Annotated in this window: 2 pseudogenes; both read right to left on the bottom strand. The window is 44.8% G+C overall.

The annotated features are described in order from the left end of the window. Positions 1-451, bottom strand: a pseudogene (locus tag AC19YT_RS28375) (hypothetical protein); the annotation flags it as partial. A gap of 21 nt (positions 452-472) precedes the next feature. Next, positions 473-589: pseudogene (locus tag AC19YT_RS28370) on the bottom strand (IS30 family transposase); the annotation flags it as partial.

Genomic DNA, 589 nt, shown 5'->3' with positions numbered 1-589 from the left:
TCAAGCGCATGGCGCTGGAAATCACTCGATCTTGAGGGGTGTCGCTTTTAATAAAGCCATAGGGTATGCACACGCCTTTTTCATTGGGGATTTCGTAAAGGGCGCGGGGGCGAAAGTTTTTAGCAAAACTTTCATATTTTTTGGTTGCTGTTGCTTCGTCCACATTTCCTGGCTCATAAGTTTCATAAGTGTAATACCTGCCTGCGTCATAGGTAGAGGATTCAATTTCCATCGAACTTGAATCTCCATACTTCACCAGAAATGAGCTTTCATTGGGAAAGCTATATACGAAAGTTGCGGCAAAGGCGTTTTCTTTATTGTCTATGCGGTATTTCTCCAGCCTATCGACTTCCGCCTGCCGGTGCTTTAAATAAAGCGCTTTGTCGAACTCAGAAAAAACTCCAATTTTTCCACCAAAATTTGTAAATGTGTAAAAAGCTCGCTGTTGCATTTTCGTATAAAAATCCTGAATTCAACACATAAGTGCAACGCTCACCCCTGTATGCACTTCGTACGGCGTCTTCCAGCCCAAGCGCTTGCGCGGGCGTAGATTGATCCTCGCTACTGTCCGATTGACGGCTTCGACGGT

The sequence above is a fragment of the Pseudomonas sp. MF08875 genome (assembly GCF_059862525.1).
The sequence above is the reverse complement of the archived record's forward strand: the minus strand, read 5'-3'. Positions and strand labels throughout refer to the sequence as shown.